The sequence below is a fragment of the Paenibacillus sp. FSL L8-0158 genome (assembly GCF_038592965.1).
Taxonomy (GTDB): domain Bacteria; phylum Bacillota; class Bacilli; order Paenibacillales; family Paenibacillaceae; genus Paenibacillus; species Paenibacillus polymyxa_D.
This window is the reverse complement of the sequence record NZ_CP151949.1, coordinates 1927250-1953505: the sequence shown is the minus strand read 5'-3', so window position 1 is coordinate 1953505 and position 26256 is coordinate 1927250. Positions and strand designations below refer to the sequence as shown.

Genomic DNA, 26256 nt, shown 5'->3' with positions numbered 1-26256 from the left:
AAAACGTGTTCCTCCTAATACGTGCAAATGATTCGATACGTTTCAGTAGGCCGAATTTTTTACCATGACAGCACTGTTGCCATTAACATGCCCACTTCTGCTGCAATATCATCGTAATCACGCATGGGCAGCGGATTTACGCCTAGACCGACTTCAACGGTAAACCCCGGTTTACCAAATCGCTGTATAAACCAATCCTTGTACCCTGCATCGCTCCCACCCAGCTTTACCGCCCGGTAACCTGTTGCGGCAGCTAGCCGTAAAGCCCAATCTCGGCTCTCCTTAGGCTCTAGATCCCGATAATTCCAATAGATCTCCTGTCCCTGACTGTGTATGGATAACACCATGTCGAACTGTTCGCGCTCCGTCAGATCGGCAAGCGCCTTAGACTCCGGTTCAGACAAAGGTGCAGGCCCTGCATAGTCTCGTCGAGACGGACCTGTTTTACCGCGTCTGCGCACCTCTTCTTCCCAATATGCCGGAAATTGATCGTTGAGATCGACACCACGAATATTGGCCTTCCAACCGCGATAATCAGCACGTCCTTCATTCCACTTTTCGAGGTCATGATACAACGGATGAGTTGGGAGTACACCTTGTTGCACCAGCTCTACCCCATCTGGGTTGACCATTGGAACCACCCATAATGATGTATGCTCCAGCAAATCCCGCGGAGAACCTCCATACACCCATTGAGTGGCCCCTACATGTTCTTCAGTCCCACCGATCCCTTGTGCATATTGCTCTATAAAACGCAGCAAACAAGGCGTCGTCAGCCATTCATTAGCATGAACTGAAGCATTGGCGTGAATTTTACGCGTTCCCTGCCCAATACGTACATAAGGAATATCCTTCCCCATGACACTGGTTCCAATGCTGCCAACTTCAATAAACGGATATCTGCGGGCCAAGGCCGCTAGGTCTTCCTTTAAATCTTCGTATCCATACTCTCCACGTAATCGTACAATCTGATCCTGATGGTCTTCAGGAATAACAATAGTTTTTCCTTCCATAAAATCATGCTCCGCAAGTCCGGGATTGGCTAGCCGTAACTCATCAAGCTCCACACCAAACTGCTTGGCAATCTGTCTTGCATACTCACCAGGCTGAATAACGTATTTACGATCCGTAGACGGACGAATATATAACACTTGACCACTAATCAGATAGGGTTGCGTGGCGGCCCACGGATTATCTGCGATCAAAGTATCCGCCGATAATTTAAAAGCCGAGGCGACCCGGTGCAATGTATCTCCTTTTTGAACGATATATTCCCTCATCTTCTACGCCCCTTCCATCTGCCTTACTGCATGTTATGCAAACGCGGCGTGTCTTGATGTAGCGAAAAGCAAAACAGCCGACTTCTTTTGTCCAATGACAAAAAAAGTCAGCTGTCTCGTTAATCCAGATTGGTGACTTGCCAGACAACAGGCGTTTGGCGAATTTGCTCACCGAGCCACTGTGCGGCAATGCGCTGGAACAATTCAGGATCGCCGGAACAAAAAAGCTGATGTACCGGCGTTTCATCCCCAGCCTCCAACTTGCCTTTATTATACAAAATGGTACTCGTCTCACGCGCCGTTTCATCTGCCGAGCTAATGAGCTTTACTGCAGGCCCCATGACTTCTTGAATCGTTTCCTTCAAAAAAGGATAATGCGTACAACCAAGAATCAGACAATCAATCGGATATGTTTGAATAGGTCTCAATGTCTCCTCCACAACCTGCGATGTCGTCTTGGAGCGGAACAACCCTTGTTCCACCAATGGAACAAGCGCAGGACAAGCATGGCTCACTACGTCTACATAAGGAGACAATTGCTTGAGCGCAGCTGTATACGCTCCGCTTCGAATCGTACCGATAGTCCCAATCACCCCGACATGCCCGGTAGCAGTCGCGCTAATCGCAGCACGAGCCCCGGGGTGAATGACTCCGATCACCGGAATGGATACCTTTTGGCTTATATAGTCCAATGCCGCGGCAGTAGCCGTATTACAAGCAATAATAATGACTTTCGGATCAAATTGAATCAGAAAATCAACCATTTGCTCTGTAAATTTTTTAACCTCTTCCGATGGTCGGGGGCCATACGGAGTGCGCGCAGTGTCTCCAAAATAAATGATTTTTTCCCGTGGAAGCTGACGCATGACTTCTTTTACAACCGTCAAACCTCCTACACCGGAATCCAATATTGCAATCGCTTGCTGCACGTACACACCGCTTCCTTTTTGTTCAAATATGAGTTGTTTCATCTCGGAAAGCTATCCGTTGCTACATACCTTATGTCGTATTCGTGTAAAAGGTACCCCAAAAGATTACCCTAAAACGAGGAAGTGATCAATAAAAAGGCTCCATCCCAACGGGAGAAGCCACGAATTCAAACTGTATTCAGTGTTTCACCTACGTTTTTACAGACCGTTACAGCGCATCTTTTTCCGTATCTTCTTGAACAGTCGCTGATGAAATACTAACCTCAGGAATAATTTCACCTTTTTTACGCCATTGCCCAATTTCATGAATGACGGCTGAGGCTGTTTCCTTAATTTTGTCAGTATACTCAATTGAGGTGTCTGAAATTTTCCCCGCTAGCTCCTGTCCCTTATCACTTACGTTGCGCGCCTGATCTGTAATATTCTGACGCAGCTCACGACCTGACTTAGGGGCAAATAACAAAGCAGCAACCGAACCAACAATGCTGCCTGCCAACGCGCCTCGGATAAAACTTTTGCAGTTCTCCTTCATCATCATCTCTCCCTTGTGCCCGGGCGAATGCCCATCTGTTAGTGCATTATAAGCATGGGGAGCTTGTCATGACACAGAAAACAAGCCTGAAAAGTTTTATTTTTTTTTAGAGCGGATACGATACAGGCAACAACGACCTCCATCCGCCAAACAATCCTCACGAACAACCTCGGCATCAAGTAGCTCCTCAAACATTTGCTGCTCGCATTCACAAGCCTTGCGGTAACGGCCTGCAATTTGAGAGATAGGACAATTGTATTCCACAATAGAGTAGCTACCATCCTCTTCCTCGCGCCACTCTGCCATATATCCGGAAGCATTCTGGATGCCCGAAAGCTTTTCCACACGTGAAGCCAGTGTAGTCTCCCCCTCTATATGAGGGGCGTAACGCTTCATCATTTTACGTTTTCTACCATCAAACAGCGAGTAAACTGCTTCCATTCCCTGCTCTTCATCCAGTTCCTCTAACAGTTCCAATAACAGATGATCATAATTACGAGGAAACTGCTCGCTTCCCTGCTCGCTCAGGCTGTATAAAAACGTCGGGCGTCCCATCGCCTGTCTCACGATCGTAGCCACGATCAGACCATCCTGTTCCATCAATTTGAGATGCCTGCGCACTCCCATTTCAGTAATGCCCAATTGAGCTGCCAAGCTTCCGACGCCCACAGGTCCCTGGGTTTTCAATAGTGTCATGATCATGCGCCTAGTGGGCATTTCGGGTACGATATACTTATCCGTCACTTTTGCCTTTACACTCCCTCGGGCTGGGGACCCAATTCCTTATTTAAATAATCATGTACATTAGATGCAAAAAGCTCCAGCAACCCAGGCAGCTTAGGTGTAAGCGGGTGAAGGCTTGTCCGGTCCCAATGGAAATACTCCTGTACTAAGGGTTTACGTAAGCCTACCAGCTCTACTAGCGAATGAAATACGGTATCATCCAGTACACCTTCCTCATGAATGATACCGATAATATCCTCATAGCTACTGGCGTCACGCATAATAAATCCGTCGATGATATAGCTTCCTACGTCCGTTACCGTCTCAATTGCCAGATGAAGGCAGCGCTCCTGCACTAGCCCCTGCAACAGATCACCGTTCCAGGCAGCAGATGTCTGCCGAAGTCCGGCGACAATGTCAGGAACAGCCCCTAATCGAAGCTCAATTTGTTCCCGGTTGACATAATACAAGGTCCTTCACCTCCAGTACCGCTTTAGATTTCATAATCAACTGCGATAGATACATCCTTCACTTCATTCATGTGTACAATAATTTCCTGGTGCACAGGGTGTACCTGATACGTTTGCAAATCCTCCAGTGTTTCGACAACAGCGGTAAGGGAAATATCATAAGAACGTTCCGAACGAATCACATCCGTACCTACTTCGAGTGACAGCAGCTCTTTGATTTTGCCGTTCATGCTGCGCAAAATGGATGCTGTGTGCTCAATGCTTTCGGGGGAGCGGTCTTTCAATTTGAACAAAACAATATGTTTAATCATGCGTATAGGCTCCTTATCTTAAAATGTTCTCTTGAAAATTTTATCATAACGCCCCACATACGGAAAGAAACTTTGTAATTCTAGCGATCTTTTCCACCATTTTTACCATCAGACTCCTTGTCCTTTAATAGGGCAAAAAAATTCTTGAGCTTCGGTGGGAGCGGTAGACCCATTCGTGAACAGTTTTCCGTAATAGAGATCAATTCATTGGATAAATAAAAATACGTTGCCGCCCCTTTCATGATTTCGGTACCCATCAGGAGGTCCACATGATGCGCCAAAGAAATTACCATTAGCATTAAAGCCTTTCTCGCCAACCCCCAAAAGCCGGCTTTACTGCTTAAACCTTGCCCAGTCTTAATTGCTGCGGCGACTCCAGTCACATAATCGACAGCCATTGCAACCGTGAATAGCACCATTAGCTGATTCCAGCCGCCAAAGGCAAACGTAATAAGGGCTCCTGCGGTAGCACAAATCATACTAAACATACTCGGATTTATATTCATACCTCTCCTCCTCTCGGGGCGGTTACTGTAATATATGCAGTGACGTGGTAACCCGTAAAGTCGTATGACCTGTGCATAGACATGAATTCATAGATTCATATAAACCGTGCTGCAAACTTCACAATTCCGAGCGAATACAACAAAAAGACACCTTCAAAACCACTATATGAATGGTTAAAAAGGTGCCTTTTCTTTCATGCTATTCAATTAACGATGATCATTCCAAAAGTTAAGCGGAGTCATGTTATCATTCAACGGCTCGAACGAATAGCCTTCTTTCTGCAAAGCGGCCATGATTTGTGGAAGCACCTTGATCGTAGATGGCTTATCATGCATAAGAACGACTGGTGTTCTGCCTTGCTTTTTCAATCTTTTAATATCACTTAGGACCGTCTGTACAAAATGCTCTGGATTTTTAGTATAACGCCAATCATTGGAATCGATGTTCCAGTCCCAAATATGATAGCCTGCACCCGTCAGTTGATCGCGGTATGCTTTCTTTAAATATGGTTTGCTGCCATAAGGTGTACGAATCAAAGAAGTGCGTTTTCCTGTAGCCTTAAATAAAATTTCGTTATCCTGATTCATCTCTGCCAATGCTGCTGCAGGGGATGCATAGATTTTCTTCACCTGATGCGTCATCCCATGCAAGCCCAAACCGTGACCCGCCTCTACCATTCTTTTCATCACTGCGCTATGTTGACGAATCTCAGGTCCCAGCATGAAGAAAGTAGCCTTCGCATTATATTTATCTAAAATATCCAGCAGCTGCGACGTATGCGCCGTAGGCCCATCATCGAAGCTCAAATAAATCGTACGGCTGGATGATGAGGCAGTTCCATTGTTGCCTGTATTGCTGGCTTTGCCCGGTTTGACAGCTGCATACTGTTTAATTTCTGTTGCGAATGTATTCAAAAACTGAGTATCAGATAAACTAGCATTTGCGTTCTGAATTCGATACAGATTACTTGTAGGAACCGTAATAGTGAAGCCGAATGCATCGGTCAAAGTGCGAATTGGCACCATCGTGCGTCCTCCACGCTCGAACACATCCCCCTTGTTCAAATCCAGCGTAAAGTTGCGGTTATGTCCAGTCAGCAACAATGTATTTCCGTTGGCCGAAGTAGAAATCCCCATCTTTTGCCCTAACGTAACGATAGGAACATACAGCTTATCATTTTTCATTACGGGCTGAATTGTATTCGAATCTAGTAACACATCATTGACCCCCAGCAAAGGAGCCTTCGCTTGTGCACTCGCCGTATTCGTATGTATACCTAGCAAACCCAAACAACAGATTGCCATCAAGCATACAGCCATCCATTTTGCATTTAAAAGCTTCATTCATTACACCATCCTGTGCTGTATTTTATAATGTGCGGGAGCTATCTCTAGCTTGTCTATGAAGTTATACAGACATGACGATATAGACATGGCAATATAGACATTCACTCAACATATAGAACATAAACGCATCTCAACCGACTGAACCGGACGTCTTTTCGTTCCCCCTATATATACTAATAGATTACCAGACTATAGTAGGTAAATATAGTAAAACAATTTGAAAACAATCTCGCAACCCCCCTGCCAGAGAAAGTTACAAAGTTGTGAATAAATTAGTAGGAGTTAAGAAGGGTACAAGCGGGTAGTAGATTCTTTTGGCGGAACTAGAACCTACCGGAAGAAAATGAAGATGAGGTACTTTTGAGCAAGATACAGTGGTATCTGAAGATTTTGGGTTTCTAATTGACTATGGGATTGTCATTCAACCATTTACTTGGTACTAGGTATTAATATAAAGAAAGACCTTGAGGATTGCAGCCCTCAAGATCATTCAAGAAAATATTTCATCGATTTTATTTCGGTCATAATCCAATATCCAATGATTATACTGCTCATAAACAATCCTTAGAGTCTCCTTGTTTTCCGCTACAATATCCAAGCCTCTATCGTCATAAAGATGAAAAATTGTTTTGTTCGTGTCATTTATTAAATATATGTCACCATCTACACTAGGTTCTAAACCAAGTGTTCGATTGGCAATCGCCTCTATCAGACTATCAATCTTCAAATCTTGGGATTTCACATTTATACAATATCTAATAGTTACTATATCATCAGTTTCGTCGGAATCTTTATATCGGTACTCCTGTTCTTGTTTAAATACATGTCCAAAATCTATCTTACTAATATAATTATTGAATTCTTTAAAGACATCATTCTCAATGGCATTAATTGACTCATTACTCCATTTATCTACGAATAGTACAAAGTAAACATCGTCATCATAACTATTTAATGCGTCAAATAAAGCAACCGCTCTCTGTTTCACCTGCTCTACTCTTTTTCCAGGCGTATCTGTCCCTCCCCCCATTTCAAACCTAATAGCAATTGAAGCATTATAAAACAAAGGTTTCTTTAAATAAATTCCTTCAAAGTATCGCAACAAAAAATCATTTAAATTTTGATTATGTTCCATTCAATCATCCCCATCATGTAGCCGTAAAGGGAAATCTATGTTCCCTTTACGGCGTTTTTTTAACTATATTTATTTTAGCTTTATGACTGTACCTGTTGTACTCTTGTGTTTCCCTGTTATGAAATTTCCATATTCATCTGCATCAGTAATCCAATGAAGTGAATTTCCTTTCTTTTCAAATACCTTATACGCTGAACCGCCGTGTCCAGTTGTGTCTTTCGCCCACCAATAACCTTTCTTTGTGTTATCTTGGTAAGCTGTAATTGTATCTCCGTGGAATTTGTAAGTGACTTTTCCTTTTGCATTCATTTTTATATCCCATTTTGTTGTTTTATTCGGGATATCGCAAGCGTTATGAGTCCACACACCCAAATTTGATACAAAATAAGTATGAAAATCTTTGACCTTAAAATTGTATACAGTGTCATGTCCCTTTTTAACTTCAATCTTCTCAATGGCTAATTCCTTACCATCCGAAGTTGTCAGAACATCTCCCACCTCGAGGTCTTTAGACTTGACCCAACCTTTGCCGACAATCCAAAACGGATGCTCATCAGTTGTCGTTATGACTTCTCCACCAACAGTAATATTATACGTTTCTTCCACATCACGTTGGTAGAGCCATTCGACTTCCTTATAAGCCATCTCACCTGTCTCATCGTCTTTGGCTAGAACCTTGTCACCTACCTCGACTTCCTCGATAGGTTTCTCCCCTTCGTCTGTTTGAACCTTAGTCCCCGCCGTAAAGCAATTACAAGGGAGTGCCTTGGCTGATTTTAGATTTTTTTCTGTCAATTCAACAGAACGTCCAACATATCTTCCCTCCTTACTCGTCAGCTGTATGATCAATTTTCCACCTTTAACAAACTTACCAACAGGTATAAATCCTGCTAGAGCAAGTGTTTTGTCATATGCGGACGATTTGGGATCAAGTATCGTGTTTATATCATCTACAATCAAGAAATTGGCTACAGCCGTGGATGCCTGAATAGTTCCTGCTTTAAACTCATTCCAGCATGTCCCCATGCCTACTCTTTGATAATGAATAATCGTCTTCTGGTTAGTATAAAATATTCCGCCTTTAGTCGTAGGCATAAGTTCATGCCCGCTAGGGTCTACATATCCGAGTGGATTATTGGCCACATACGCATACCAGTTCAAACTCTGCGGATCACTAATCTCGCCCTGATACGTATCCTCGCCCATAAAACGGGCTGTGCCTGGATCGTACCAGCGAGCCCGCAGGTACTGGAGCCCCGTCGTATCATCCCAATACTCGCCAGCATAACGCAGCACGTTCGGAACGGTCTCTTTGACCGTCTCCGGGCCGCCCCAGATATCGTAACTATAGCTATTCAGTTCCTTGCCCGAACTATCACTTAGGACCACCACATCACCGTGACCGTTGAGCTGATAATATTGTAGCTGTCCGCTTGCCTTGTCTTGTCTGGCCCACAGTTGACCGGACAAGTCATACAACACGTAAGCGTATGTAATCTTCACTGCCCTACCTTCGAAGCTTCGGTTTCCTTTTGAAACGTAGTTGTAAGTCTTATCCTTTGTACCTGCAGATTCAGTAACCAGCCCGTGTAGCACAGTATCGAGAATATTTAGCTATTTATTATTAGTTCAGAACTAATAATAAATAAAGACCACAATACGAAACTATCTCGTATTGTGGTTAAATAATTCAAATTCTACTTCAATACTTGTGCAGTTCCAGCTTTTACATCAATTAAAAAAACTCTCGGATCCATGCCATACATACCGTTGTTATACTCATCCAATGTAGACAACTCGTATTGATTTGGTACTTTTGTTGGTTTTAAAATACCCCAAGCCCAATTATCTCCATCACCACCTGAGTAGCCACTATTTTCCTTTCTAATTGAAATAGGGATATTCTTTTCTTCTCCTGTTGAAATATTTTTCAAGTGCAATTGTTCTCTACTATTCCTCTGGAAAGGATTAATTAAATCTATACGGTATTCATATTTTTGATCTGAAGTTAACCGTACAGGATCACTATCAACGTTATCATACAACCATCCACGTGTAGGAGTCCCGTCAACCAAATAATAAGAACAAAATAATAAAGATCCCATCAATATTGCTGATACTAAATATTTCACACCATTAAATGGTGGCCATCCTTGCCATATATATGTTAATGATATTAATACAATAATAATAGACGGGACTCCAAATATGACTAATGTAGCAGTTGCCAAGATATCATGTCCACGTTGAAAGCCCCCTGTTGAGCCTAAAATAAACCATATGAACGCCGCTATATTAATAACAATAGGAATCATCCATATGATTTTAAACCAAATGGGCATTTTCATTTCCTTCCCTCCAGTCTCACTGAAATGTTTACTCACATTTCAAAAACTGATACTTCACTATTTCGAATACTAACTTTATCCTAAAATACATAATAAACCAATTATTTCTAGTGATTAGTACCTACTCTGATTCTTTTTATAACTTTCATATCTGGCTTTAGAAAAGTTGTGCCACAGCACTCGTGGTTTTACGTATTTATCCAAAATATTGGGATTATTGTGCATTACAGAATGAGCTTCAATTGGATGTTTAAAATAATATGGGGATAATTTAACTTCAACATTCTCAGCACCAGGGTATTTGCGTTTTGCTTCTCCTAAACCCCAAAACCCTCCGTTAACTTGAATAATATCATTATGGTTGTATACATTGATATGTTGACCGACCTTCGTTTTCAGTCTATATTCCCTTACTGGTGTTGCAATAGTGATAAGAGTATCTACATGTACCCCACGTTTAGCCAACATATTAGTTGCCATGATGGAAACATTACCTCCGTGACTATGCCCCATGATTCGTATCGGTTCTGTTGGATGAGCTTTGTGATAATTATAAATTTGATTCGCTACAATTTCTGCACCTTCAACTCGGGCTCCATCATTATTCTTACCGCTCCATCGCGGAGTATCAGTCGGTTCATTAAAAAGCTCATTTTTAATATACGTTTTACTATTATCCCATGTACTTGGATCAACAAAAGTACCGTGAACTAGCCAAACTTTATGCCCACTTGGATCAATATACTTTAACGGATTATTATTTGCATACGTATACCAGTTCAAGCTTTGCGGATCGCTGATCTCGCCCTGGTACGTATCCTCGCCCATAAAACGGGCTGTGCCCGGATCATACCAGCGAGCCCGCAAGTACTGGAGTCCAGCCGTGTCATCCCAATACTCGCCAGCATAACGCAGCACGTTCGGAACGTTCTCTTTGACCTTCTCCGGGCCGCCCCAGATATCGTAGCTGTAGCTATTCAGTTCCTTGCCCGAACTATCACTTAGTCCTACCACATCACCGTGGCCATTCAACTGATAGTATTGCAACTGTCCGCTTGCCTTGTCCTGTCTAGCCCACAGTTGACCGGATAAGTCATATACGTAAGCGTACGTGATCTTCGCTGTTCCACCTTGGACCTCGGCTTCCGCAATCAGCTTCGCTTCTTCGTCATAGTAATACCGAGTCGTTTTTCCGCCCTCTGTACGCTCGTACAGTAGACCGTCTCCATTATAGCTGTACCCGACCTCTTTGCCTTCACCGCTCACCTTTGTCAGACGGCTGACAGAATCATACGTATATTCAGCATTTTTCATGCCGAACACTTTGCCACTGCCTTCAGCGCTTCGATTTCCATTCGGATCGTAGCCATAGGTCTTATTCTTCTCACCTGCGGTTGCGCTGGCAATTCGGTTTGACGGGTCATATCCAAACTGGTCTGTTGTTCCGTTTTGTGTACGTCCGATGATGTTTTTATTCCCATCCCGTTCATACCCAAATTGATGTAGCGACGTACCACCGTGCTCCACCGTAACCCCGGATAAATCCAGTCCGTTGTAGCTGAATCGCGTACTCAGCCCTCTGCTCGAAGACTGGCTTTTCAGCAAACCATTAGGAGCATAATCGAACGTCATTCGATCCAATGATCCGCCCCCAGCAGCACTCGCTTCTCCCAAGCTCTGTACATTTGCCGCACCTGTCCCAGCGCTAATGTCCATTTGGGTAACTCGGCCCACACTGTCCAGCTTGGATTGAACGTGCATAGACGTGCCAGCAGCATCTGTTAGCACATAGCCTGTACGAGACTGCTTGTTGTATTCATAGCTGATGTGCGTACCATCAGGGTACTTCAGCCCAGTCAACGACCCATCTGATGGATCATAGGCATAGGTGGTCGTTCCCTGACCATCTGTCATGCTGGTTCGGCGTCCCGCAAGGTCATAGGTATAATTGGTTTTAAAATCCGGTCCCGCCGCTTCGGTAACCAGCCCGTACGAGTTATATTGAAAGGTAATCGCTTGCGATTTTCCTGTCAGCATACGAGTGATGGTTCCATCCGTATCATAAATATTGAGCGTTGTTCCTCCGCTTGATTTTTCCAGTAACATACGTCTGCCCAGCTCATCATAGGAATACATATTCTTTTGCCCATCAGGATACTGAACGGTCTTCAAATTTCCGGCCAGATCATACATATAGCTGGTCTTTTGTCCAGATGGATCTGTGACGGAGGTCATTTGTCCCAGTGCATCGTAATCATAGGTCATACGTTGGCCGTTACCGTCTGTACGGCTAGTAACCATATCCGCATAATTATAAGCTAACGATTCCAGCGGCTGAAATGATCCATTTTTAGCCTCTTGTGTAGAGGTCACACGACCTAAAGCATCCGATACTTCACGTATACGGTAGCCAGAGGCATCCGTCTGAGTAACGGTACGATCCACCGCGTTATACGCCACTGTATCTGTTGTTCCATCCGCATAGGTCGTCTTCACAGGTCGTCCAAAGGCATCATAGGCGTAGCGAGTGGTTGCTTGTTCGGCATCCGTGCTTTCTACCATATCTCCATGATCATCATAACCATAACCATAGATTGCATCATCCACCTGCTGCTGGAGCATCTGCCCGAACGGATTATACAATCTTTCGGCGCTGACACCATCGGGTCCGGTAACAGTGACATCATTCGTATCATCCTTGTACACCACGACAGTTTGAGTTCCATTTGGATAAGTAACCTTCGTTACACGTCCCAAAGCGTCATATACATAGGACTCTGTTTTGCGCTTGGCATCTGTTTGGGACTTGATTTCTCCAGTCGGATAATAATCATACGTGTACTCAACACCTTTAGGCAAAAGCTGCCTTGTTGGGAGCTGTGAACCATATGGCGATTTATAATCAATAGAAACATCTGTATAGTTTCTGTCATCTATGAGAACTTTCTGACCACTTACATTCCCTTTTGCATTGTAAAAAGTATAGGTATGTGATAAAAGTTTCCCTTCCTCTGTACCTTCATAGTTTTTTAGTTCATACAATGCGCCCTCCGCTTTATAAGTTCGAACTGTCGTTCCAGTTTTTCCTTCACTTATTTTAGTAACCGTCTGGGTAGGTTGAACCCAGAAAAAAGGCTCACTGGAGGTTTTATACGTATGAACAGTCTCCAATCCTGTACTTTGGGATACTTTCATTGGAAGACCATATTCATTGTAGTCATAGGAGGTGGTTACAGGTTCTGATGAAGAACCTCCCTCCGTATAGGACTCTCGCATTTGCACAGGCAAATTCCAGTCCATGGCATCATTATACGTGTAATCTATATGATAGCCGGTAGAATCTCCCTCTTGATCATAGCTGTTTAGAACAAGCTTGTCCGGTGCGTTATCTCCTCTAAACACTTTACCGAAATGGAAGGTTTCCGCTGTACGTGACCCTTTGGCAACCACCGTCCATTCAGCGTTTTTCCCATAGTTGGCTAGATCTTCTCCGGAATAGGTGAAATCAATTTTATTTAAAAAACGATTGCCTGCGGTTGTACTGTACATATCAGCGCGTGAAACCACCTTGAACACGCCTTGTGTACCGTACACGCCTATCTGCTTGTTAAATGCTTCATAACGGATGTCTGTGATCGATGAAGTAGGTCGTATAATTCGTGTAAGCAACGCCGATGCATTTTGCTGTAGGGCTCCAGTCTTTCCTTCACCATCTACGACCACATTAAAAGGAGCGTCCATGAATGTATACGCATAGCTTGTGCTTCTGGAAAGAGAATCCAACACTTCTGACAGCACCTTGCTGCTTCCCTCGCCACTTTGACGATAGGTGTACTGATGGTCTGTGCCCTGTTCTTTAACAACAAGCTGTCCAGCATTGTAAGTGAAGTCAAGCTCTCTGCCATCATTATTTCGAATCGAACGAATGAGCTTTGCTCCACCAGAACTTGTATAATCAAATTCCACCCGATTCTTATACGCATCCTGGATTAAAATCAAATAACCGTCCTGATCCAGATAATAGTTATTTCCATTCAGCACTGCTATTTTGTACGCACTGCTTACTCCCTGCACACTTGCGCTTTGATCTGTACTGATCTTCAGATCTTTGTAGGCATATCCTTCAAGCTGAAAATCATCTTTTACCTCATATGAGCCTGTTCCCGGCATATACAAATACTGCTTACCATCCAGTTTCTGTATATGAGGAAGATCCCACTTCCAGCCTCTTCCCAGACCAGAAGCTGCTTCCTCCTCACGGATGGCACTGGCGTTTGTATACAACCCTCCATTTTGCTGCACACCAATCTGGTTATTTGCCAATGAACTGTTATACACACGAGTCAGTGCAAAGGGTAATGAACCCGGCAACACCAAGTCCGTATTTTGCACGGCAAGTCCTGAAGCGGTGAACACACTGTTATCACCGTAATCCAGCCCATAACGCGAAGTATCATCACTTAGCCTGCTTTGTGCAAGCGCCGCTTGATCAAAAGGAGCATACACATCTGTTGTAGCAGATACCTGCAACAAACTTTGTTGAAGTAAATTCTGCCCGATCAGACTGTTTTCTCCTGGAGTCGGCGCATATACGGAATCAATTACACGGGGGATGGATGGTATATCCATCTCAGTCGTGTCTGGAGCCGGCGCTTTATCCTCTTCCTTATCTAGCGGTTGTTGAGTTGCCTTTTCATCCTGGGCGGCCTGAGCGGGCTTTTCACCTTCCTTCAGCTCAGCCGACTCATCAGACGGTTCCGCCTTTGCATTTGTGCTCAATGTCAGCCCATTCCGCTGTACCCACAAGCTTGGACTTTGTTCCGGTAATGAATTTTCTCCACCATCTTTTTGCCAAGCTTTATAAATATCATATAAAGTATAGCCTTTGGATAACACTGCATTGACCCAAGCCTGATCTTTACCAGTTTGCTGCGCAAGCCATGCTCTGGTAATAATCTGTGGAGTGGAAGACGAAGAAGACTGAGAAGCTGCCGCCTCTCCGTGCCCTTCTTCTCCATATGCCCATGTGCTCCATGGACCCAGCAACATTGCCATACATAGTAGACTACAAATATAACGTTTAAACACTCGCTCACCCCTATTTAATAATGCCTGTACATCTAACTATCTGTTATGTTTTTTCGAAGCAAAGACATCCTTTTAATCTGTAAAAGGAAATACCTTCTTCGTCCGTCTAATGACGTTTCCGTTTAAGTCATAATCCAGTTGAATTTGATCACCGGTGAACAAAATAACTTTATTCAGTCGGTTCCCTTTTCCATATTCATATGAAGTATCCTTACCAAGCGCCATATGTGCTGCCTTAATTACGGTTTGTAATGCGCCGCTATTGGTTTCTGTCAACTTCACATAAATCGTTTGGCCTGCCTTCATCTCATACTCTAAGACCGTGTAATCCCAACCATATATTTGTGCTTGCTCTGTTGAAGAGACAAGCTGGCTACTAAAATCAGGGTCCGTAAACAAGCTTACAATGGGTTGCTGCGCAGCAAAGTTGGATTTCTCCTTTACAGCAAAACGGTAAATCCCGTCTTCTTTGGGTGTAAACCGATATTTCCCTTGTTGGCCTGCCGTAAAGTCAGCTTCTTTATCTATGAGCTCAATTAGCTCGTCCAGCTTGCTGTCATCGTTATTTTTTACGGCAAACACACGATAAGGCGCTCCAAAGTTAACAGCAGGAGCAGCTGCAGCTACGGCAAGATGAATATTGGCATTAGCTGGCACTTGCTGTTGATTATCTATCGCCTCTTTATGTTCACGAATCACTTTTCCAGCCTGATCCGTAACGGTATATTGATACGTTCCACCAGCCGCCTTCGCATTCGTCACGATAGGGGCCTCCTGACTTCCGCGATTGATCCATATCTCCTGCTTGCCACTGAATAGAGTTGTTTTTAACAACGCCGGTTCTGTGCTTGGCTCCGCTTTAATTTCATTCTTGAAATGAAAGGTCACGGCTTGCGGCGAAGTGACAGTCACAACGAGCGTACCTCCGGCTCCAAGTGAGATTTCAGGTAGAGAAGCATCCATACCTGCTCTATCCACCTTGGAATTTACACCACTACCTTCTTCATATATGGCATAGTCATAGAGGCGGCTTTCGTTTGAAGTATCTGTGGTTAATGAGGAAGCCTGTGAACCAGTATTATGGAATACATAGCTTTCTCCCTGCTTGACAGTGACTTGATTGCCTGTCGGCACCTGAGCATCCTCAACGTCGAATATTCCTAACACAGCTCCATAAGTCACTGGCACATCCGAAACCGTCGTTACAATGGCATATCCACCAGCCTGTACCAACGGCAATTGAGTCGTATCACTGGCCTGACTGTACACCGTACCGTCTGCCTTGTAATTCATGTAATTCCACTTCATACCGCTGACTGAAATGACATCCAGAGCCTTGTCCAAAGTGCTTACATTGATAAATTTCCGGCTTTCACCGCGTTTCAATGTAATTCGATGGAAGGCTGCCTGTGCGTTAAGCATAGCCTCTACCTTACTGCTGTAACTAAAGGTGATTGACCGATCGGATACATTGGTGACGATGGCTTCACCGCCCGCAACAATCTCCGGATCTACTGTATTGTTGAAATGATCTGATGTCAGTAAACGAAGTCCCCGATAGCTTGCTGAATCAAAGCGTGCACTTCCATTACTTTTGTCATGCCGTAATGAATTTGATTTGCTATCATGATTGCGGAAAATATACGAATCTCCCGGCTCCAAAGTCGTTTGCCTGATACCATCATCATTTTCGCTGACCTTAAAGCTCCGATAGATTCCACCAAACGTGATTGACGTGTCACTGGTTACCGTCACACTAGCCTTTTTACCTGCGCCAACCAAAAAGGTTGAGTTCCCGGTATTGCGCCTGGATTGCTCTGTATCATCTGCTTTGTACAGAACCACATCATATTTTCCTTTAACGGTACTGGCTGTGCTATGCAGATTCCTCAAATGATCACTAATATTGGTAAAAGCATAACTTTCACCTTTCGAAAGTGTTACCCGCAAGAAAGCAGGATGGCTACTCGTTTCCCAGGAAAAATCATCTGTATAATCAAAGATAATAGGATTCGGACCGATCACAGTCACAATGGCATATCCCGAAGGCGGGATCATGGGACCAGACTGGCTGTTAAAACCAGAGGAATTTACCGTGCCATCCGGCTTGTAAATAGCATAGTCGAACAAGCTTCCTACCTTTTTGGAGTTATTGTAGATCGGATTCATTAGCGTACCATTATTGTGGAAAATGTAGCTCTTGCCCGCCTCAAGCTCCACACGGCTGATTGCATCACCACCCACAGGACGAGCAATAAAATTGCGATATGGAGCCCCATATGTAACCGGATTGGCAGTGACCTGGGTAATTACCGCGTATCTGTCCACAGCAATCTGCGGCTTCGCCGTAGTGCCATTGCCGCGTGAAGCCTCTGTTCCGTTTGCCAGATAAACAACATAGTCAAGTTTATCTTTAGATGTACCGTCACTTTCCACCGTATCCAATCGGGTTCCCACGTTGATAAATTGGTAGCTTTCCCCCTGATTTAGGGTAACCCGCGCATAAGCCGGCTCGCCGGTGCTTTCTATACTGTATTTACCGTATGGAAATCCGAAGGTCACCGCATTGGCAGTGGAACCTGTAATAATCAGTTCCTCGCCATCACCCAAAGAGGGATGAGCAATGCTATTAAGATCAGATGCGGATAAAGTTCCGTCTGCCTTGTATTTTGCGTAATCAAAACGGCGATTGTCTGCATTTGACCCATCATGCTGAATCGAACGGGCAGTCCATCCTTCATTCACAATCCGATAGCTTTCATTTTTAGAGACCGTAACTCGCTCTAGTGCCGGGTCCTCCGATGTACTGTATGTGAAGACGTCCGTTACTTTTACGGTTAATGCTGCTGTTCCTGTATTCGTAATAAACGCTGTGCCTCCCCCAGGAACACCAATGGGGCTTATGCCATAGTCCATATGGACAGTGCTAATGTCTCCATCCTCTTTGTAACTTACACTATCGTACAAAATGCCTTTTGATTGAGAAGCGTTGCTATATATGGACTTACTGATCGTATCTGTATTCTCGAATTCATAGGTTTCCCCAGGTTCGATAACGATTGAGGTATACTCCACCGTTGCCGCCAAGCTCATCATGAGTGCATTATAAACGCTGTTTGTTACAGAAGTTGGCGGATCAAAAGAAACTGTTTCATTAGTGATCTCCTGTTCCTTCTGTACCAAATCTGCTTGGTCCAGTTGCATTCCGTCCTTTAAATCTTGTTTTTCCGCTCCTGCCACACTAGGCAAGCACAGCAAAGTGTTCGTTGCCAAAAGTGCCGTCAGAAACCATACCATTACCTTTTTACAAATCATCTAGCTGTATAACCTCCCTTTTTCTCGTCAAAAAAAATGAATATGGGGTTGCAAAGACCCACTTTTCTCTCTGTACATCCTTACAATCGTAAGAGAAGAACATATTACCTCCATTTCCATTAAAAATGTCACATTTTAATATATCGACACCTTAAACTTCCATTTTTATAGGCCAAATGGACCTTATTTTCCATAAACCGGTTAAGCCCATGGGATTAAAAGAAAATCAGGAGAGGAGCCACTTGCAAACCCCCCTTCGGGTATAGTAGTATGTGTTTAAAAAAATCGGAGGGTATATGCCTAAACAACAAGATAAACATTCCATTCAGGCGTGGTCTCTGATCAATCGCAAATATTTGGGAAAAGGCGTGCGTGTCAAACGTTTTCGTAAACCAACACGCTGTCAAGTGCGCAATCGCGTTTTGCTTGCCGTTTTGATGGCTAATGACATTAAACTGTCCCAACTTGCCGAGGAGCTTTCCATTTCCTCCCGTAGTGTCAGTGCGTGGGTATATGAAGGTCGCATTCCCGGCAACACTAATCTGGAAAAGACGTGTAATACACTTGGTTATCCGCACCATATCCTATTTAATGAAGAGGTTGTCCGGCGTTCACCACTCATCTGTCAACCAGCGCCGTCCCGTTTTATGAAACGGACTGTGACTCGTTCTCCGGTTAAAAATCGGATTTTGGCGGGTCTATGCATGGTACATGATATTTCGGTGACCGATGTGAGTCATTGGATTGGAGTTCACCCCGGTACATTTCGGAAATGGTTGCATCAGGGTACCGTTCCTTCGCAAACCTTCCAGGATCAGGCGGAACAGTTTTTCCGTATTCCAAAATCCATTTTGTTTGCTGATGCCATGCTGAAAAAGTAAAAATGTCCGTAAAAGAGAAATGAATGTAATTTTCATGAAAGTCTTTGAAAGGAACGCATTACCATCTTTCATTCGATGAGACTTTCACATCATGTAATTCACAGAATATAAAATGCAAAAAAGCACAGTCTGCCGATTCCTCGGCGTACTGTGCTTTTTAGATAACAGAGCTTTAAATATTTCTTGCTTATATTCTGTCAGTATCTTAAGAATGAATGCTTGCCGCTTCAGTTGAACGTCCGGCTTCTTCCTTAATGGACTTTAGCTTTTTCATCACAGGGTTGCCTCCACGTCCAAAGTAGTCGTGAAGACGGCAGTATTCCTCGTACAGCTTATCATACACGGCCGCGTTCTCAAGGATCGGTTTGAAGCTCTCGTCCCGTATACGTGCCATATGACGCGCTGCTTCGACGATATCATTGTACCCTCCAGTTTCAGCTCCCGCGGCCACTGCTGCGAACATGGCCGCACCAGCGCAGGAGTTTGGGTGGAAGCTACAATCTTAATTTCCCGACCGGTTACGTCAGCATAAATTTGCATCAGCAGATGATTTTTCTGCGACAATCCACCGCATCATACAATACGTCTACTGGCATGCCGTTATGATGGAATGCATCGACATTTTTACATGTTCCGAATGCAGTTGCTTCCAGCAATGTACGATACACTTCCTCCGGCTTCGTCAGCAACGTATCCCGACAATAGCCCTGTCAGGTTGGTGTCGACCAACAGAGAACGGTTACAGGCCGATTGTAATGACCCTTTATCCTTGGTTCCGCTTTCATTATATACTTGTACGTACAACTTAGCTAACCTTTTTATGTTCTTTCGATAGATTTATGTACTCATTTTCAGAAAAAATATAACAAGAACAGTCTATTTCTGCAATCCAGAAAACAGACTGTTCGGTATGGCGAGAAACATGCCCATCAAAATATGAAGCGTTAAAGCTGTATACTTACTAACTTGTCCCTACATGTTAAGTAATAAAAACGACTGATCTCCCAGCCTAGTGTTCTCCAGGCATTGCCTGGACAGGCCCCGTAGATTCACGAACGATGAGCTCAGGCGATAGAATTAACTGACGATCTTCTTCATGGTACCCCTTTTCTTCAATCATCGACAGCATGGTATCGGCAGCACGTAACCCCAATTCTTCCTTTGGATGCCGAATTGTCGTTAGCTTGATTTCTGTTGCTGTCGCCAAAAACGAATCATCAAACCCAACCAGCGATAGATCATTGGGTATGTTCAGACCCGCCGAACGTACTATATCCAGGAGTCGAACAGCCAACTCATCATTATAGGTCACCCATCCAGTAGGACGCTCCCCCGCCTCCATCGCCAACAGCCTCGACGCACGTTGTAGCGGAATCTCATTTTTTTCTTCTGTCCGGTAAGTCGTTACTGCGTTCGGATGTAATGTCACTCCATATTTGCGGTGAGCGCCCACAAATCCCTTCATACGAAGAATCCCCTGCATATCATCGGTTTTGAAAAATCCAGCCAAGCGTCGATGTCCCAGCTTAATCAGATGCTCGGCCGCCAAAAAACCACCCTTTTCATCATCTACTCTCAGACAGGGCGCATCCATTTCCTCATAACGTGCATTGATCATCAAATAAGGGATTTGGCGATTTTCCACGGTTAAATAATAGCTCAGATTGGGGTTACGCTCTCCACTTTTGGTCGGTTCAATAATAATTCCGCTCAGCGGTTGACTTAACAGCATTTCCAGGCACTGACTTTCTTGCTCAGGGTCATTACCTGTACTGGACAGCAGCATCTTGTAGCCCTGGCGACTCAATTTGGATTCAATTCCCTGTACAATGGATGGGAAAATATAATCCGAAATATAGGTTGTAATGACTCCAATCGTCTTTGGATCTTCGGCCTGCTTGCTGTCTCGTGTCGCAACAAAGGTTCCCTTGCCCTGCATCCGAAACAGCCAGCCTTCCTGCACCAGCTCACCCAGCGCCTGACGCACCGTTTGCCGACTAACGGCAAATTGTTCAGACATTTCATGCTCAGATGGAAGCTGGCTTTGCGGCTCCAGTCTGGATGAATGAATCCAGGACAAAATTTCCTGTTTAACTTGTATATATTTGGGCGCCATAATTTCCTCCGTACTCGCAATATCGTGTACCTGTTCATATTCCACGATTATAGCATACCGTTCATTTGTACATACAAATGTTACAGGAGTTGGATATCCTCGTATTGCTGCCGAAGGTATAAACCCATTCGCTTATCCCTTCCTTGCCACACAAGATTGGCTGAATATCTAAGGACAATTTGCGTAGATGTTGCACATTACGAACGAAGCAATTGATGTTCGTTCATATACTTGAGCCCAGTATAGCGATCACGCAAAGTATGAGCCGTGCGCAATGCACGAGCAAGCTGCTCCTCCGTAACTCCCAGCTCGGCAATGGTAGATGGGCCTCCGACCTGAGCCAGCCATGCACGCATCTGCTCCGACGTAGGCAAAGCCCGATACACCTTAAAAACCTCTACATCCTGGCTGGCTGCTAAATCCCTGTACAGGTCAGACAGCAATGCGGATGCTACGCCTACTTTGGCACCATGCAAAACTTGCTTGCGTCCCTCTGCAATAAAATCCATTTCAATTCGATGGGAAATATGGTGCTCTCCCCCTGACGCTGGACGGGAATGATCTATCATCAGCATCGAAATACCGGATGCAACCAGCGCATTCATCAATACCTCGACACCAGCCTTGCTGCCTGCCGCAATCTCATCAACATGCTCTACACAGGCACGCAAAGCCTCCTCGGTAATGCGATTAGCCACAGGTGAGTACGGCTCGTTTCCCATATCTCTGGATACATGCCAGTCCGCTAGTGAGGTGAACTTACCGAGCATATCGCCAAAACCTGCGGCAGTCATCGTCTGTGGCGCATTCGCCAGTACGGACAAATCAGCAAAGATCGCCTCCGGCGGAACTGCTTGGAATGTCTGCTTGCTGCCGTCCACAATCAGTGGTGCGCCTGCGGAGGTAAAACCATCCACCGAAGCAGCCGTCGGTACTGACAAAAACGGACGATTCATTTTATAACATACGAAGCGAACCAGATCATGAATCGTGCCGGAGCCTACAGCAAGTACAGCCTGACTATTATCCGCCACACCCAGCAGCACTTTCATAATGTAGGTTTCATCAGCAATGACATCCCCTACAGCATTCGGAGGTAAGCGGACTACATCAACTGTCAAACCTGCCTCTCGGATCAGCTCAGCCACTTTTTTTCCTGCCGCCGCTGAAGTATGCTCATCTTCTACCAGAGTTACATGACGATAATCCTGTTGGTTTAAATAAGGAGCAACAGACTCCAGTGCTCCATCTCGTACCTCGATAAACAATTCAACCTTTCGGTGAGGATGATCAGCGTTACTAGCCTGCGCCTCTTCATTCCACAGCTTGATCTGTTCATTCATATTCATTTCATCAGCCTCCTGAAAAAGGAATAATTTGCACAAGAATGATCCATAATGATTAATAGATTCCGTTTGAAAACGATTACTATTTGATTGTACGCACAAGTGCGTGTCCAAGTCCAGAGAAAAAGTACAAGTTGCTTTTTAATTTATACATTCGAAAGGAACATGTTTATGAAATTTGGAACAGATATTGCCTGTGCACTTGGGTTACTGGCAGGTACAACATTTGGCAGTGGTGTTGCTTTTTTGTTCGGTTGGCAAGCTTACCGGGCCCTGACTTCTGTTGCAATCTTTGGCATTGCGGGGATTATCATTACCATTGCCGTTTTTCGCTTGCTGCACCGTAAGTCGCTTTCCACGTCTAATTCTCGATAAATGCTGTTAGTGAAACAAGTGCAACTTGTATTTTGCTAGAATACATAAAAAACGGGTCTCTTAAGCCAATTGCATCGCTTGAGAGTACCCGTTTTTGTTTTACAAATATTCAATTATAAAGTTGTATCAACCTCTGGGTTAACATCTAATTCATAATCAATTTCATCAAACCCAAATCCAAATAATTGGAGGAAATCCAGACGGTATTGTTCGAGATCGCCCAATTCAGATACATTTTCTGTAGTGATTTCGGACCAAGCTGCTTTGACAGCCTGCTGTACATCGTCTCTCATTTCCCAGTTATCCAGACGAATGCGTCCTTCTTCATCCGTTTCCACAGTGGACCCACTGTATAGCGTCTCGAACAGACGTTGTGCCTGCTCAATACAACCCTCGTGCAGTCCCTTTTCTTTCATGATCTTGAACAGCAAAGAAATATACAATGGTACGACTGGAATAGCCGAACTGGATTGTGTAACCAAAGCTTTATTCACAGAAACGTAGGCTTTTCCACGATAACGTTCCAGTTGCTTTGTTAGAGTATGTGCTGTAGCTTCCAAATCATTTTTAGCTTGGCCAATGGTTCCTTTACGATAGATAGCCTCCGTAATTTCGGGACCAATATACGAGTAAGCCAGTGTGGTTACCCCTTCAGCCAGCAGATCAGCTTCTTCCAACGCTTTTAGCCACAAGGACCAATCTTCGCCACCCATTACCGTGATGGTGTTCTCAATTTCCTCCTGCGTAGCCGGTTCCAGCGTAATTTCTGATACGACACCTGTATTCGTATTCACTGTTTTATTAGAAAAAGACTGTCCGATAGGCTTGAGAACGGAATTAAAGGTTTCACCCGTATCGGGATGTGTCCGTCGCGGTGAAGCGACACTATACACAATCAGGTCTACCTTGCCCAGCTTTTCCTTTACCAGCTTCAATGTCTCCTGCTTAATTCCATGAGAAAAAGCATCTCCATTAATGCTTTCTGCTATGTAGCCAGCTGCTCTGGCCGCTCTTTCAAAGGCTACTGTATTATACCAGCCCGCTGAAGCCGTGCGCCCCTCTGATGCGGGACGTTCATAGGATACCCCTATAGTATCCGCTCCCAGACCAAAGCTCGCAGCAATACGAGAAGCCAACCCATATCCAGTAGATGCTCCGATCACAAGTACCTTTTTAGCTCCTTGTATTGATGTGCTGTCTTTGATGTAGTTGATCTGACGATTAACATGAGCCGCGCATCCTGCAGGATGTGCAGTCGTACATATGAAACCACGAATTTTCGGTTTAATAATCATTATAAATGGTCCCCCTACTTTGGCATTCATTTAATATGGATGGAATGGTTGTCCAGTCATTACTATATAGCAAATCAGCTTGTGGCTCAACATATAACATAGCACTTGAAGGCAGCCGAAGAAAACCGCCATAAACATCGTAGTCTATAACGCTTTTTTACTCCACTATTCATTTTGAATCATTTTCTAACAACATCACATCTTCTCCTTGCTGTTGTCTTATTTTGATATTAGCTCTTCCCCAAGAACACATTAAGTCAATAATTTCATTTGCTGTAATTCCATATTCCGTTATATAATACTCCACTTTTGGAGGCATTTGATTATACACATGTCTACCTATGATACCATCCTTTTCAAGTTCGCGAAGTTGCTGTATAAGAACCTTTTGAGAAATGCCTGAAATACTACGCTGTAATTCACTTGTCCTTTTTCTACCAGACATTAATAAACATATGATTAATGATTTCCATTTACCTCCGATGATCTCAAGTGTTGCTTCTATGCCTAAATTATATTGTTTCATAGTACCACCTCTTCAACGCTAAAAATAACAAAGTTTATCTAATCTATAATTGCATATCTTCACTCTAAGTCCAATGCACACTTTCAAGTAACTATCTTACTTTATTGTGTGTATTTACTTTTTTTGAAGCATACAGAATAATAATAGGGCATTTACAAAAGCAAATATGTTACATAAGAAAGGTGATTTATAATGAAAACTCTTGTGATTTTAGCTCATCCCAGCATCGAAGATTCTAGAGTAAATCAAAGATGGAAACAAGAATTACTTCAATATACCAATGAAATTACAATTCACGAAATTTATAAAGAGTATCCAAACTGGAGCATTGATGTTTTGAGAGAGCAAAAGTTACTTGAAACACATAGTAATATCATATTTCAATTCCCTTTATATTGGTATAGTTACCCACCTTTATTAAAAAAGTGGTTTGATGATGTTTTTACTCACGGATGGGCTTATGGTTCACAAGGTGATAAGTTAAAAGGAAAGAAGCTAGGGATAGCCATGTCCATCGGCGATAAAAAAGAAAATTACTTACCTACTGGTTCCGTTTCTTTCACTGTTGATGAAGTTATAGCACCTTTTAAAGCAAGCGCAGTCCATGTTGGCGCCATAACATTACCCTTTTTCGCTGTCTTTGGAGCCTCGTTTCAAGCAAGCGACGAAGACATTAATCAGAGTGCAAAGGACTATATTAAATATATATTTCAGTATAAATAAAATAGTTATAATAGTACACGCATCTTTACCATATAAAAACAGGCTCTTGGTGGCATCCAGCCAATCCAAGAACCTGTAAATGTTAGGCAATGATGCGGTCGAGAGGACTCGAACCTCCACGGGGGGTTAGCCCACACGGACCTGAACCGTGCGCGTCTGCCAATTCCGCCACGACCGCATATTATGTATTCACACCGATGTTTTTCAATCACGGTAATTTAGATTATATCTTCCATAGAACATAAAATCAAGCTATTTTTATCTTATATTTTCTATGAATCATTCCCGTAAATATAAGAAAATCACTGGATATCACAAACCAGATATGGTAAAATGGGTTCATCAGGAAAGGAGGTGCGTCAACATCAATAATCACATGTTGAGCGTATCCCTTACCCGGTCCGTTATTCTCTAATTTACAGAGTTGACGGAGGCGCGGGATACGGATCAAAGCTTTAATTAAGCGCCACGGGTAAAAAGACCGTCCTCGGACGGTCTTTTTTTATTTCAACATCATCTATAAGATTACATACTGTACTGTGAAGAGGTGACACGATGTCGATTAGACCCGCAAATGTGGAAGAGCTCAACGAGTTGGCAGCCATCTGGCTAGATGCTTCCATAGAAGCCCATCATTTTATTGCTCCGCAGTATTGGGCATCCCAAGTTACCGAGATGGAAAACAGGTACCTTCCTCTCGCTCAAAACTACGTTATCATACAAGATGATCATAGCATTGGCGGCTTCGTTTCCATGTTGGATGGATACTTGGCGGCTCTGTTTATACGTGTTGATTCTCAAAGGAAAGGCTATGGCAAGTTGCTACTAGATTGGATCAAGAAGCAACATAATGAGATTCAATTAAAGGTATACCAGTCGAACACGAAAGCCTTCAACTTCTATACTAAAAATGGATTTACCATTCAAGCGGAATCTGTTGATACCGAAACTGACGAGAAAGAATTTGTAATGGTATGGACAAAACATGAACGATAATGAAGCACCTTTAG

General features: G+C 43.7%; 21 protein-coding genes, 1 tRNA gene and 1 pseudogene. 4 read left to right on the top strand and 19 right to left on the bottom strand.

Going from position 1 to position 26256, the window contains the following annotated elements; all coding sequences use genetic code 11:
* Positions 1-59: 59 nt before the first annotated feature.
* The 13 genes from NSQ68_RS08980 to NSQ68_RS08920 form a co-directional block, all read right to left on the bottom strand.
* Positions 60-1280, bottom strand: a complete 1221-nt coding sequence (locus tag NSQ68_RS08980) for a M14 family zinc carboxypeptidase (RefSeq protein ID WP_342428629.1) — start codon at positions 1278-1280, stop codon at positions 60-62.
* Positions 1281-1399: 119 nt separating this feature from the next.
* Positions 1400-2209 (bottom strand): glutamate racemase, encoded by an 810-nt coding sequence (racE, locus tag NSQ68_RS08975; protein ID WP_307350405.1) that lies wholly within the window; start codon positions 2207-2209, stop codon positions 1400-1402.
* Between the two features lie 208 nt (positions 2210-2417).
* Positions 2418-2741, bottom strand: a complete 324-nt coding sequence (locus NSQ68_RS08970; protein ID WP_023987988.1) for a YtxH domain-containing protein — start codon at positions 2739-2741, stop codon at positions 2418-2420.
* Positions 2742-2837: 96 nt separating this feature from the next.
* The gene (locus tag NSQ68_RS08965; protein WP_029516682.1) at positions 2838-3485 is read right to left on the bottom strand and encodes a metalloregulator ArsR/SmtB family transcription factor; all 648 of its coding nucleotides are present in this window, start codon (positions 3483-3485) and stop codon (positions 2838-2840) included.
* Between the two features lie 8 nt (positions 3486-3493).
* Positions 3494-3934 carry a HepT-like ribonuclease domain-containing protein gene (locus NSQ68_RS08960; RefSeq protein WP_023987986.1) on the bottom strand — a complete coding sequence of 147 codons (441 nt, stop codon included), beginning with the start codon at positions 3932-3934 and terminating at the stop codon, positions 3494-3496.
* 23 nt (positions 3935-3957) lie between these two features.
* Positions 3958-4245 carry a Dabb family protein gene (locus tag NSQ68_RS08955; protein WP_013309679.1) on the bottom strand — a complete coding sequence of 96 codons (288 nt, stop codon included), beginning with the start codon at positions 4243-4245 and terminating at the stop codon, positions 3958-3960.
* An 80-nt stretch (positions 4246-4325) separates the two neighbouring features.
* Positions 4326-4751 carry a phage holin family protein gene (locus NSQ68_RS08950; protein ID WP_013309678.1) on the bottom strand — a complete coding sequence of 142 codons (426 nt, stop codon included), beginning with the start codon at positions 4749-4751 and terminating at the stop codon, positions 4326-4328.
* A 207-nt stretch (positions 4752-4958) separates the two neighbouring features.
* On the bottom strand, positions 4959-6095 hold the full coding sequence (locus NSQ68_RS08945; protein ID WP_307349425.1) for a polysaccharide deacetylase: 1137 nt from the start codon (positions 6093-6095) through the stop codon (positions 4959-4961).
* A 493-nt stretch (positions 6096-6588) separates the two neighbouring features.
* The gene (locus NSQ68_RS08940) at positions 6589-7233 is read right to left on the bottom strand and encodes a DUF3885 domain-containing protein (RefSeq protein WP_069011064.1); all 645 of its coding nucleotides are present in this window, start codon (positions 7231-7233) and stop codon (positions 6589-6591) included.
* A gap of 69 nt (positions 7234-7302) precedes the next feature.
* Positions 7303-8736: a polymorphic toxin-type HINT domain-containing protein gene (locus NSQ68_RS08935; protein ID WP_342428628.1), complete on the bottom strand. Its 1434-nt coding sequence runs from the start codon at positions 8734-8736 to the stop codon at positions 7303-7305.
* 194 nt (positions 8737-8930) lie between these two features.
* Positions 8931-9581 carry a hypothetical protein gene (locus tag NSQ68_RS08930; RefSeq protein ID WP_069011062.1) on the bottom strand — a complete coding sequence of 217 codons (651 nt, stop codon included), beginning with the start codon at positions 9579-9581 and terminating at the stop codon, positions 8931-8933.
* A gap of 114 nt (positions 9582-9695) precedes the next feature.
* On the bottom strand, positions 9696-14669 hold the full coding sequence (locus NSQ68_RS08925; protein ID WP_342428627.1) for an RHS repeat-associated core domain-containing protein: 4974 nt from the start codon (positions 14667-14669) through the stop codon (positions 9696-9698).
* Between the two features lie 72 nt (positions 14670-14741).
* Positions 14742-17984 carry a hypothetical protein gene (locus NSQ68_RS08920; protein ID WP_342428626.1) on the bottom strand — a complete coding sequence of 1081 codons (3243 nt, stop codon included), beginning with the start codon at positions 17982-17984 and terminating at the stop codon, positions 14742-14744.
* A gap of 296 nt (positions 17985-18280) precedes the next feature.
* On the opposite strand from NSQ68_RS08920, the gene NSQ68_RS08915 reads away from it, so the two are divergent.
* Complete coding sequence (locus tag NSQ68_RS08915; RefSeq protein WP_007429779.1) at positions 18281-18865, top strand: helix-turn-helix transcriptional regulator; 585 nt, start codon at positions 18281-18283, stop codon at positions 18863-18865.
* A 205-nt stretch (positions 18866-19070) separates the two neighbouring features.
* Here the strand turns inward: NSQ68_RS08915 and NSQ68_RS08910 are convergent.
* The 3 genes and pseudogenes from NSQ68_RS08910 to NSQ68_RS08900 form a co-directional block, all read right to left on the bottom strand.
* Positions 19071-19606, bottom strand: a pseudogene (locus tag NSQ68_RS08910) (FGGY-family carbohydrate kinase); the annotation flags it as partial.
* A gap of 268 nt (positions 19607-19874) precedes the next feature.
* On the bottom strand, positions 19875-20981 hold the full coding sequence (locus tag NSQ68_RS08905) for a GntR family transcriptional regulator (RefSeq protein ID WP_342428625.1): 1107 nt from the start codon (positions 20979-20981) through the stop codon (positions 19875-19877).
* Positions 20982-21178: 197 nt separating this feature from the next.
* Positions 21179-22330 carry a sn-glycerol-1-phosphate dehydrogenase gene (locus NSQ68_RS08900; RefSeq protein ID WP_342428624.1) on the bottom strand — a complete coding sequence of 384 codons (1152 nt, stop codon included), beginning with the start codon at positions 22328-22330 and terminating at the stop codon, positions 21179-21181.
* Between the two features lie 168 nt (positions 22331-22498).
* Between NSQ68_RS08900 and NSQ68_RS08895 the strand changes: the two genes are divergently transcribed.
* Entirely contained in the window at positions 22499-22702 is a 204-nt protein-coding gene (locus NSQ68_RS08895) for a hypothetical protein (protein WP_342428623.1), read from the top strand.
* Positions 22703-22815: 113 nt separating this feature from the next.
* Here the strand turns inward: NSQ68_RS08895 and fabV are convergent, their stop codons facing one another.
* Positions 22816-23997: an enoyl-ACP reductase FabV gene (gene fabV / locus NSQ68_RS08890; protein ID WP_342428622.1), complete on the bottom strand. Its 1182-nt coding sequence runs from the start codon at positions 23995-23997 to the stop codon at positions 22816-22818.
* Positions 23998-24166: 169 nt separating this feature from the next.
* Positions 24167-24523: a helix-turn-helix domain-containing protein gene (locus tag NSQ68_RS08885; protein WP_307349401.1), complete on the bottom strand. Its 357-nt coding sequence runs from the start codon at positions 24521-24523 to the stop codon at positions 24167-24169.
* 192 nt (positions 24524-24715) lie between these two features.
* Here NSQ68_RS08885 and NSQ68_RS08880 point away from each other — a divergent pair, with 192 nt between their 5' ends.
* Complete coding sequence (locus NSQ68_RS08880) at positions 24716-25246, top strand: NAD(P)H-dependent oxidoreductase (RefSeq protein WP_342428621.1); 531 nt, start codon at positions 24716-24718, stop codon at positions 25244-25246.
* Between the two features lie 93 nt (positions 25247-25339).
* Here NSQ68_RS08880 and NSQ68_RS08875 read toward each other — a convergent pair.
* Positions 25340-25424: transfer RNA gene (locus NSQ68_RS08875), tRNA-Leu, on the bottom strand.
* 377 nt (positions 25425-25801) lie between these two features.
* On the opposite strand from NSQ68_RS08875, the gene NSQ68_RS08870 reads away from it, so the two are divergent.
* Positions 25802-26242 carry an N-acetyltransferase gene (locus NSQ68_RS08870; protein ID WP_307349397.1) on the top strand — a complete coding sequence of 147 codons (441 nt, stop codon included), beginning with the start codon at positions 25802-25804 and terminating at the stop codon, positions 26240-26242.
* Positions 26243-26256 lie beyond the last annotated feature (14 nt).